Below are 9771 nucleotides of genomic sequence, written 5' to 3' on the forward strand. Positions count from 1 at the left end.
AAAAATCATTTTGAGTGTCTATATATCCTCGTACAAAATAACAAGAGAACAAAGTATATGCAGAGTTTTAAAAGTCAAGAAAGCCAAGTTGCAGAAAAATCCTATACCCGTGCAGACTGGCAAGGAGGATATCAATCTCTCACCCAAGAGTTTGATTATTGGATTGATGATACAGAAGGACAAATTCCCACAGAGTTACAAGGTACGCTATTTAGAAATGGCCCCGGTTTGCTGGATGTGAATGGGCAACCTCTTCATCACCCGTTTGATGGGGATGGAATGATTAGCAAAATTACCTTTACGAACGGTCGTGCCCATTTTCGCAATCGCTTTGTCCGCACAACGGGCTATTTGGCAGAGCAAAAGGCGGGAAAAATCCTCTATCGCGGTACTTTTGGCACTCAAAAACCCGGCGGTTGGCTAGCTAATATTTTTGACTTCCAACTCAAAAATATCGCCAATACAAATGTTATCTATTGGGGTGGTAAACTGCTAGCGCTCTGGGAAGCGGCTGAAGCATATTGCCTCGATCCTTATACTCTTGAAACCCTGGGAAATGAATATTTTAATGGTGCTTTGTCAGCAGGTGAAGCTTTCGCTGCACATCCCCGCGTGGAAAATAATTGTTACCAAGATGGGGGCGCACCTTGCCTGGTAAATTTCTCGATTAAGCCGGGATTATCTACCACAATTACTATTTTCGAGCTAAACCCAGCAGGTGAAATTATCAGACAGCACGCTCATGGTGTTCCAGGTTTCTGTTTTATTCACGATTTTGTTATTACTCCCAGCTACTGCATCTTCTTTCAAAATCCGGTCGCATTTAATCCCATACCTTTTGCCTTGGGAATACGTGCGGCAGGAGAATGTATCAAATTTCAGCCAAATCAGCCAACTAAAATTATAATTATTCCCCGCTTCCCCAAAGAAGGGCAAGAAGAGATAAAATTTCTGGAAACTCAGTCGGGTTTCGTTTTCCACCACGTTAATGCTTTTGAGGTAGGAGAGGAAGTTCTGATTGACTCCATTTGTTACCAAGATTTACCAGAAGTGGAACCCGAAAGTGATTTTCGACAAGTTGATTTTGAGGCGCTTTCACCTGGGCAACTTTGGCGATTTTCTCTGAATCTAAAGGATGGGACAGTGCGGCGAGAATTGATTGAGAGCCGATGTTGCGAATTTCCTAGCATCCATCCGGCGAATGTGGGACATGCTTATCGATATCTATATATAGGTGCGGCTCATGCAGAGAGTGGTAATGCTCCCTTACAAGCATTGCTGAAAATTGATTTAGAGTCTGGGGAAAGGCAATTTTGGAGTGCTGCACCCCGTGGTTTTATGGGTGAACCGATTTTTGTCCCGCGCCCAGGTTCTGAAAAGGAAGATGATGGTTGGGTATTAGCTTTAGTTTATGATGCTGCCCATCATCGCTCAGATTTGGTAATTTTGGATGCTAGTGATTTCTCTAAAGGAACAATCGCACGGCTACATCTCAAGCATCATATCCCCTATGGTCTGCATGGAAGCTTTACTCCTGAAGTTTTTGGGGAAATTTGATCTCCTATTTGGATGAAACCATTTTTTCGCTGGCAATGATATGCAAATCGATATTTTTGAGCAAGCGTACCAATTTTTGCGTCAAAGATCCTTTGAAGAGCATTTGCCAGCGCGTTAGCAAAGCGCCTCCGAAGGAGGTTCGCTGACTCTCTCCAATTACAATTTGGGTAATCCGATATTTCTCGGCGACTTCTGCGATCGCATTAGCTACGTTACTGTTAGTAACACGAAGAAAAGTACCTTCAAATTCGTTGCAGAGTTTCTCACAAGTGTGGATGTGTAGGCTTTCCTCCTTAGTGAGGAACCGTTCTGGATCGGCAACAAACAAAGTATAAAGCGGGGCATTCATGTAGCTAGCTAACCTCGCACCTCGGCGTAACAACTGTACTGAGTTGGGATACGTGGATATGCACACTAAAACGCGCTCATGAATATTACAGGATTGTCCATTGGGGATAGTAGCGATCGCAAAGCGTGCGCGAAGCGCAATCGCTTTTTCTTCTACTTTGTCTGCTACTTCGCGCAAAGCCAACTCCCACAAAGCAATCAGGTTACGGCGTTGGAAAAAATTATCGAGAGATTGTTGGATTTTTTGGGGTGCATAAATCTTGCCTTCTAATAACCGTTCTTGCAGTGTTTCCGGCGTGACATCGACTACCACTATTTCATCAGCTTCATCCAGAATTTAAAGGTGCAGTGCCATTGGAACCAGTATTATTATCTGACATTTGATTCTTGGTTTCTATCGCAATCCTATTTCATCGGAAAACGACGCTTTATCTATGCCCCTTATGAGTGCTGTTAGCGGATAGCTAGGGTTGAGGTAAATCTGACTTGTTTTGCTCAATTCCCAATTCCCATTTCCCATTTATTGATTTTGCTGACGATTAATATCTTGCAAGTCAAGAGCATAATTCAATCGGAGAACATTGACTCCCGGCTCACCAAAAATCCATAAAAATCTGTCATCGGTATACTTGTTAATTAAACGTAGGATCTCATCTTCTTTGACTCCCCGCGCACCAGCAACCCGCGTCAATTGCTGCCGTGCTGCTTTGAAGGAAATATGCGGATCTAAACCAGAACCAGAGGTATAAATCATATCAGCAATCGGTTGAAGATTTTCGTCTCGCAATTGATTTGCCTCTTCTAGAATCCGCTTTAGTAGTTCTGGATTGCTAGCAGCGAGATTGCTGGCTCCAGATATGCCAGTTGGCCTTGCCTTTTTTCCTTGGCTATATCTAACAGTACTGGGACGAGCATGGAAATATCGCTCGGATGTGAATAGTTGACCAATTAAAGCTGAACCAATTGGTTCATTATTTAGATTCAGCATAATGCTGCCATTCGCTTGATAGGGTAAAAAAACTTGACCCACTACAAGAATGATCAGAGGATAGATGATTGCAGTCAACAACCAAAGCATTAGAGTTATAAAAATTGCTCTGATAGTTTCTCGAATAATAGCCATAAAAACTTTTCCAATTATTACTAAAATTAATTTTTAATTTTAATTCTTTTACTCAATTAGAACGTTGTTCAAAGATGCTGCTGCTAACAGCATAAATATCTGGGGCAATTACCACATTCAAGCACAGCAGGATAAAAATAGCGAGTGGTGAGTGTTGTTGACGCAATTCCGACCAAACAAAGAACATCGCCTGTATCAGATTTAGCGACAGAAGCTTTTCCCAAACATCGACCTGTTTATTCATATTATTTTGCTTCTCTCTCTCAACAGGTAAAAGTAAAAATGTTTATTATTTTACTTTGGTCAAGATGCGCTGGTTTTGCAATGTCTTTACTCTTCCTATCCTTAAGCCAAACCTACAACTGTAATCAGTATGTCTATCAACTTAATGGCGATAAATGGCGCAATCACTCCACCTAAGCCATAAATTAAGATATTACGTTGGAGTAGCTGATTAGCTGTCAGTGGTCTAAACCGCACACCCTTCAATGCCAAGGGAATCAAAGCTGGAATAATCAAAGCATTATAAATCAGTGCTGATAGTACAGCAGATTTAGGGCTAGTCAAATTCATAATATTCAGGCTTTGTAGATTAGCAGTGACAAATATCACTGGGATAATTGCAAAGTATTTAGCAATATCATTAGCGATAGAAAATGTCATCAAAGCTCCGCGAGTAATCAACAATTGTTTACCAATGCTAATGATATCGATCAGCTTTGTCGGATCGGAGTCCAAATCCACCATGTTGGCGGCTTCTTTTGCAGCTTGCGTCCCTGTATTCATGGCAACGCCGACGTTAGCTTGGGCTAATGCGGGAGCATCGTTAGTCCCATCTCCCGTCATGGCAACTAGTTTACCTGCTGCTTGTTCCTTTTTAATGACACTGATTTTGTCTTCTGGTGTGGCTTCAGCGATGAAGTCATCCACTCCAGCTTCTTTAGCAATGACAGAAGCTGTAATTTGGTTGTCTCCAGTTAGCATGATGGTACGCACTCCCATTCGTCGCAGTTGCTCAAAGCGATCGCGGATACCAGGTTTAACTATATCTTTGAGATAAATAACCCCATAGATTTCGTTATCTAGGCTAACTGCTAGGGGTGTACCTCCCAGGCGAGAAACTCGTTCGTAGGCAGCATCCAATTCTGGCGTATCGCGTCCGTTGCGAGAACGGACAAATCCTTTAATGGCTTCTACTGCTCCCTTCCTTGCCTCATACCCACCAGGTAAGTTAGTCCCACTCATCCGTGTTTTGGCGGAAAAATCAACTCCTTCTGCCTGGTTGGAATCGAAATCAAACCGTGCTACTAGTTTTTCTGCCAGTCGAATAATGGATTTACCTTCTGGTGTATTGTCAAAGACACTAGCCGCCCACGCAACATTAGCAATTTCTGATATTGAATGACCGTTGATAGGGATAAACTCTTCCGCCAAACGGTTGCCGAGGGTAATTGTACCTGTCTTGTCAAGAACTAAAGTGTTTACATCACCGCAGGCTTCGACTGCTTTTCCTGAAGTGGCAATGACGTTAAATTGGGCAACTCGATCCATACCAGCAATACCGATGGTACTGAGTAAGCCGCCAATGGTTGTAGGAATTAATGCCACTAATAGGGCAATTAAAGTTGGTACGCTGACTGGACTGTTGACATAGTAAGCAAATGCGGGCAGAGTTACCACGACTAACAAAAACACTAAGCTGAGAACTGCTAACAATACTGTCAAGGCAATTTCATTGGGTGTTTTGCTGCGTTCTGCCCCTTCTACTAAGGCAATCATCCGGTCAATAAAGCCTTTACCGGGGTCAGTAGTGATCCGGATAATTAATTCATCTGAGATAATCCGCGTCCCACCAGTGACAGAACTGGAAACATCTGAGCCTGATTCTTTTAATACTGGTGCAGATTCTCCAGTAATTGCCGATTCATCTACTGAGGCAATGCCCATAATTACCTCGCCATCGGCGGGAATGATATCGCCAGCAATAACGTAGATGTTATCGCCCTGTCTCAGGCTGGTGGATGAAACTTCACTAATTGTGCCGTCGGGAGCGAGTTTTTTAGCGATCGCTTCTGATTTCGTTAATCTCAAGGCATCAGCTTTAGCTTTACCCTGCCCTTCTGCCACTGCTTCGGCAAAATTGGCAAACCAAACTGTAAAGAATAAAATTCCCGACAGTAAGCCATTGAAAAGTTGTGGGTTCTTTTGTAGGTCTGGGCCAAATAAATTGGGATCAATCGTTAGCAATAGAATGATGATTGTCCCCACCCAAACCACAAATATTACTGGATTTTTGATTACATACTTAGGGTTGAGCTTGACAAAAGCATCTCTAATTGCCCTTAAGTACAGCCACTTTTTACTTGTCCTTGCTTTTTTACGTCCTTGACGGCGATCGCCAGAACGAGGATTTGGCCGTCTAGCTCTGAAGTTAGTTGCCACTTGATTCATGAATAAAGTTAGGAGTTAAAAGTTAAAAATTAGGAGTTAGGAGTTAGTAGTTAGGAGTTTCCAATAAAAAATAGATCCAACCTTTAGGGCACGCTATGCGATCGCTAACACAATGCCAAAGCGATGCTCGTTCCTACCTACCGCTATTCGCGTTCGATTATCACCAAAAGGACGGACGATCGAACGCGAATAGCGTGTCGTAGACAAGACTCGCTAACACCAGTCGCCTACGGTAGTAAACCCTCCTACAGCGATGGATTCAGCACAAAGCACTGGCTCCCCTACAAAACAGGATAATTTATTTATTTTTTGGTATTCTCTTAATTCCAGACTTATAACTCATAAATTTTCTAATTGCCAGATGCTAGTTTCAAACCCTCAGCTATGGGGCCTAAAGCTAAAACGGGAAAGAAAGTCAATACTCCCAAAATCAATGTCACTCCAGCAGTGATACCAGTAAATACTAGAGAATCAGTTCTGAGGGTACCAAGGGTTTCTTGTACTTGTTGTTTGCGAGACATACCGTCAGCTAACAGCAGGATGGCAATTATCGGAATGTAGCGTCCTCCTATTAAGCTAACTAAAGTACTCAAGTTCCACCACAGGGTGTTATCTCTCAACCCTTCCAAGCCGGAGCCATTATTTGCGGCGGCTGAGGCGTATTCATAAACTACTTGAGAAATACCGTGATAGCCAGAGTTACTAATTCCAGAAAGGGAGATGGGATAAGCCAGGGCGATCGCACTGGGAATCAAAACTAGAATTGGGTGAATCAACAACACGACGCTGGCAAGGACAATTTCGCGTTTTTCAATTTTGCGTCCTAAAAACTCTGGAGTGCGTCCTGCCATTAGTCCAGTTAGGAACACTGTAAGAATTAAGTAAATAAATAAGTAAGCTGTTCCAGTGCCCTGTCCACCCCAAATAACTTGGATAAACAAGTTGAACAGAGTCGAAAATATTCCTTGAGGCATCAAAGAATCGTGCATCCCATTCACAGCGCCAGACATAGTAGCAGTAGTCATAACTGCCCAAAATGCCGTTTGTAACCAGCCAAAGCGAACTTCTTTCCCCTCTAAATTGGGTTGTTCTAATCCAAAGGCGTTATTAACTAGGGGATTACCTTGCAATTCTCCCACGGCTGTCACTCCTACCAGAACGACAAAAATCACAAACACCATCCAAAAAAGTAGCCAAGCTTGTTTGATGTTGTTGGCGAATATACCGTAGGTGTAAATCAACGCTGCGGGGATAGAAATCATGGCGATCATTTCTATCAAGTTAGAAGCGCCATTGGGATTTTCAAAAGGATGTGCTGAGTTTACGCCAAAAAAGCCACCGCCATTCTCGCCCAAAAGTTTGATCATTTCAAAGGATGCCACCGGGCCTCTGGCAAGATATTGTGTCCCGCCTTCTAAGGTTCTCACATCCATAGTCTTCGCTAATGTTTGTGGTACACCTGTGACAAGCAAAGCGATCGCTCCAATAATCGAAATCGGTAGCAATATGCGCGTAATTCCACGGACAAGGTCGACATAAAAGTTTCCTAGCCTTCTACCCGTCAACCCGCGAATAAAGGCAATTCCCACAGATAAACCGGTGGCTGCGGAGGTGAACATCAAAAAACCTAAAGCCGCTACCTGGCTAAAATAGCTTAAGGTTGTCTCACCAGCATAGTGCTGCTGGTCGGTATTCGTTACAAAGGAAATGGTTGTATGCAGTAATACATCCCAACTGGTAGCACCAAAACCGTTAGGATTCCAGGGCAAGAGCCTCTGAAAATATAACAGTAAATACACTGAAATACCCATAATCAGGTTGCTGTACAGTACAGCCCGGATATACTGCGAACCCGTCATATCATCTTTTCTGCGAACACCCGCTAGTACGAACATACTTCGCTCTATGGGGTTCATTAAAAAATCCAGCAGTGTTCTTTCTCCCAAGAAGACACGGGCAATGTATCTACCGAGTAGCGGAGTAATTGCTATGACAATACACAGCGTTAAGCCAATTTGCAAAAAACCTTGTCCCATATATTTCGCGCAGGGTAAAATTTAAGTGCTAGCAAGCCAATTATTAGAAATAACAGATTAACTGTTGAAGTATTTGAGTTGGAGGAATTTAGTGATATCTCATATCACCGCCATTTTTTAATCTGGATTTACTATTTTCAGTTATTGCTATCCAGATACTTGTTTAACTTATTGTTAAAAATATTTAATATTTAATTTTAATTCATCTATTTTGCTAGTTAGTATTATTTGTTTATACAATACATTTTGGAAGTTTGCTACGTTCAAAGAATATAAATATTTAAAAGGATTTTATTAAATAAATGACGGGATGGGAAGGTTGTGTTAGATACTCTGGCCCTTGTGGACAACTACCCAGTTCCCAATCCTCAGCCCCCAGTCCCCTTTTTTGCATCTGGACAATTGTAATTTTCGGGTTAATACTCAAGTGATTATTTGTAGATATAGATTGCAGATAAATCATAATCGCTGAATTAAATAGTTGTAAAGATTGTAAGATAAAGATTTTTTAGTAAATCAGAAATGACAATATTAAGCCGATTAGTCGCTATGAGAGAAGCTATAAATAGGCGTGGGGAGACTTATGGGCTAATAGCGATCGCAAAGGCGATTGTCATAGGCTTAGAATATTTGACACCACCTGAGTACGTATTTGTCTACCTCTATACAGGGACAATTTTCTTAGCAGATTCTCGATTGAGTCGGAAAGCAGTATTGGGGATCACTCTGGCAGCGACAGGATTAATATTATTGAATTTGTTTGTCCCAGGAGGAGAAGTGATTAATGCCTCAACGTTGGCAAATCGGCTGATTGCGATATTGGCGTTGATGGTAACGGGTTAATTGCAGGTAGGGGCCAAGGTTACTGCCTGAAAGGTATTGCTGCTGAGTCTCTGATCTTAGCAGTGCGATCGGTTTCAGCCTGGGCTTCATGGTGGGATCAACCCGCAATAACAGAGAACACCTTAACCTTTCAGAAATAATGACATGAACCACTAGATTCATTCACATCAAGGTAGGTGGCTCGTGCTGTCAATCTTCTGGGTGCGACAAATACCGCGATCGCAGATAGTTTAAGAATTGGCACTATTGACGATCGGAATTTTTTCGTGTAATTCACATAATTCACATAATATTTAATGGGTCTACATCAATAGTTAGGCTAACAGACGAAGGACAAAGCGATCGCACTTCTTCCCAATCTGGCAATTGTGGTAATGCATCGGGAGCAAATTTAATCAATATTTGCCAGCGATAACGATTAGCTACTCGTAAAATACTCGCTGGTGCTGGGCCTAATATCTCGAATTCTTCTTCTGTACTCAAGGCTGTGGCAATGATTTGCGCTGTATTTTGCACTTGAATGGGATCGAGACTACTTAAGCGCAACAAAATTAACCGCCCATAAGGAGGATAATTGAGGGCTTGGCGTTGTTCTAACTCAGCTTGGGAGAAAGAGTGATAATCGTGCGATCGCACTGCTGCAATTACCTGATGTTCTGTAGTGTAAGTTTGTACAATCACCCTCCCCGGATCATCGCCTCTACCAGCACGTCCAGCGACTTGAGTCAAGGTTTGAAATGCCCGTTCACTGGCGCGATAATCTGATAAATTTAGCAATCCATCGGCGGCGACAACGCCCACAAGTGTCACCTGTGGTAAATCCAAACCTTTGGTGAGCATTTGCGTACCTACTAATAAATCTGCTTCGCCGTTAGCAAACTGGGTGAGGAGAGTCCGGTGTGAACCTTTGTTACGGGTGGTATCGCTATCAAAACGAATCAAGCGCAACTCTGGGAACTGTCGTGCTAATTCCTGCGTTACTCGCTGAGTACCGCTACCGAAAAATTTCAGGTAAGGGGAACTACAATCGGGGCAGAATTTGGGATGCGATCGCGCATAGTTACAATAATGGCAGCGCAATAATTCCGGCGCTTTTTCTTCGGTGTGGTGGTACGCCAGCGACACATCACAATGCGGACATTCCAAAACATATCCACAACTGCGACAAGAGACAAAAGTACTGTGTCCCCGACGATGGATAAATAAAATTCCCTGTTGTTTTCTCTCTTGCAACTGGTGCAAAGCTTCTTGCAGGGATCTACTAAATATAGAACGATTTCCCTGCTGCAACTCTTGCCGCATATCGACTATTTCCACAGGCGGTAAAGGGCGGGAATTGATGCGTTCGGGCAAACTTAAATAATGAGTGCTGTTAGCGGTAGCGGGGCGTTTAGCCCGTGATGAGTGAGGAGT

8 protein-coding genes and 1 pseudogene are annotated in these 9771 nt (G+C 42.8%); 2 read left to right on the top strand and 7 right to left on the bottom strand.

Annotated features, from left to right (window positions below):
- The first annotated feature begins 57 nt into the window (after positions 1-57).
- Positions 58-1557 carry a carotenoid oxygenase family protein gene (locus tag GNF10_RS04665; protein ID WP_185580407.1) on the top strand — a complete coding sequence of 500 codons (1500 nt, stop codon included), beginning with the start codon at positions 58-60 and terminating at the stop codon, positions 1555-1557.
- Positions 1558-1561: 4 nt separating this feature from the next.
- Here GNF10_RS04665 and GNF10_RS04670 read toward each other — a convergent pair.
- From GNF10_RS04670 to kdpA, 5 genes and pseudogenes are all read right to left on the bottom strand, one after another.
- A pseudogene (locus GNF10_RS04670) lies at positions 1562-2242 on the bottom strand (universal stress protein); the annotation flags it as partial.
- Between the two features lie 183 nt (positions 2243-2425).
- Positions 2426-3028, bottom strand: a complete 603-nt coding sequence (gene kdpC / locus GNF10_RS04675; RefSeq protein ID WP_185580408.1) for a K(+)-transporting ATPase subunit C — start codon at positions 3026-3028, stop codon at positions 2426-2428.
- A gap of 52 nt (positions 3029-3080) precedes the next feature.
- Complete coding sequence (locus tag GNF10_RS04680) at positions 3081-3272, bottom strand: K(+)-transporting ATPase subunit F (RefSeq protein WP_185581765.1); 192 nt, start codon at positions 3270-3272, stop codon at positions 3081-3083.
- Between the two features lie 101 nt (positions 3273-3373).
- Positions 3374-5479 (bottom strand): potassium-transporting ATPase subunit KdpB, encoded by a 2106-nt coding sequence (gene kdpB, locus GNF10_RS04685; RefSeq protein ID WP_185581766.1) that lies wholly within the window; start codon positions 5477-5479, stop codon positions 3374-3376.
- A 350-nt stretch (positions 5480-5829) separates the two neighbouring features.
- Positions 5830-7515 carry a potassium-transporting ATPase subunit KdpA gene (kdpA, locus tag GNF10_RS04690; RefSeq protein ID WP_185581767.1) on the bottom strand — a complete coding sequence of 562 codons (1686 nt, stop codon included), beginning with the start codon at positions 7513-7515 and terminating at the stop codon, positions 5830-5832.
- 522 nt (positions 7516-8037) lie between these two features.
- Here kdpA and GNF10_RS04695 point away from each other — a divergent pair.
- A complete protein-coding gene (locus GNF10_RS04695; protein WP_260446235.1) occupies positions 8038-8358 on the top strand; it encodes a hypothetical protein in 321 nt (106 codons plus the stop codon).
- Positions 8359-8488: 130 nt separating this feature from the next.
- On the opposite strand, the gene GNF10_RS37795 is transcribed toward GNF10_RS04695, so the two are convergent.
- Positions 8489-8635, bottom strand: coding sequence for a hypothetical protein (locus GNF10_RS37795; RefSeq protein WP_185593318.1), 147 nt, complete (start codon positions 8633-8635; stop codon positions 8489-8491).
- 5 nt (positions 8636-8640) lie between these two features.
- A partial coding sequence (gene priA / locus GNF10_RS04700; RefSeq protein WP_185607122.1) for a primosomal protein N' occupies positions 8641-9771 on the bottom strand: 1131 nt, incomplete at its 5' end.

It is taken from the genome of Nostoc sp. UCD121 (genome assembly GCF_014222285.1).
Lineage (GTDB): Bacteria > Cyanobacteriota > Cyanobacteriia > Cyanobacteriales > Nostocaceae > Nostoc.

What these genes read in the sequence shown, in the direction of transcription:
- GNF10_RS04665 (WP_185580407.1), top strand. Translation starts at nt 58, where the DNA reads ATGCAGAGTTTTAAAAGTCAAGAAAGCCAAGTTGCAGAAAAATCCTAT.
- kdpC (WP_185580408.1), bottom strand. Translation starts at nt 3,028, where the DNA reads ATGGCTATTATTCGAGAAACTATCAGAGCAATTTTTATAACTCTAATG.
- GNF10_RS04680 (WP_185581765.1), bottom strand. Translation starts at nt 3,272, where the DNA reads ATGAATAAACAGGTCGATGTTTGGGAAAAGCTTCTGTCGCTAAATCTG.
- kdpB (WP_185581766.1), bottom strand. Translation starts at nt 5,479, where the DNA reads ATGAATCAAGTGGCAACTAACTTCAGAGCTAGACGGCCAAATCCTCGT.
- kdpA (WP_185581767.1), bottom strand. Translation starts at nt 7,515, where the DNA reads ATGGGACAAGGTTTTTTGCAAATTGGCTTAACGCTGTGTATTGTCATA.
- GNF10_RS04695 (WP_260446235.1), top strand. Translation starts at nt 8,038, where the DNA reads ATGACAATATTAAGCCGATTAGTCGCTATGAGAGAAGCTATAAATAGG.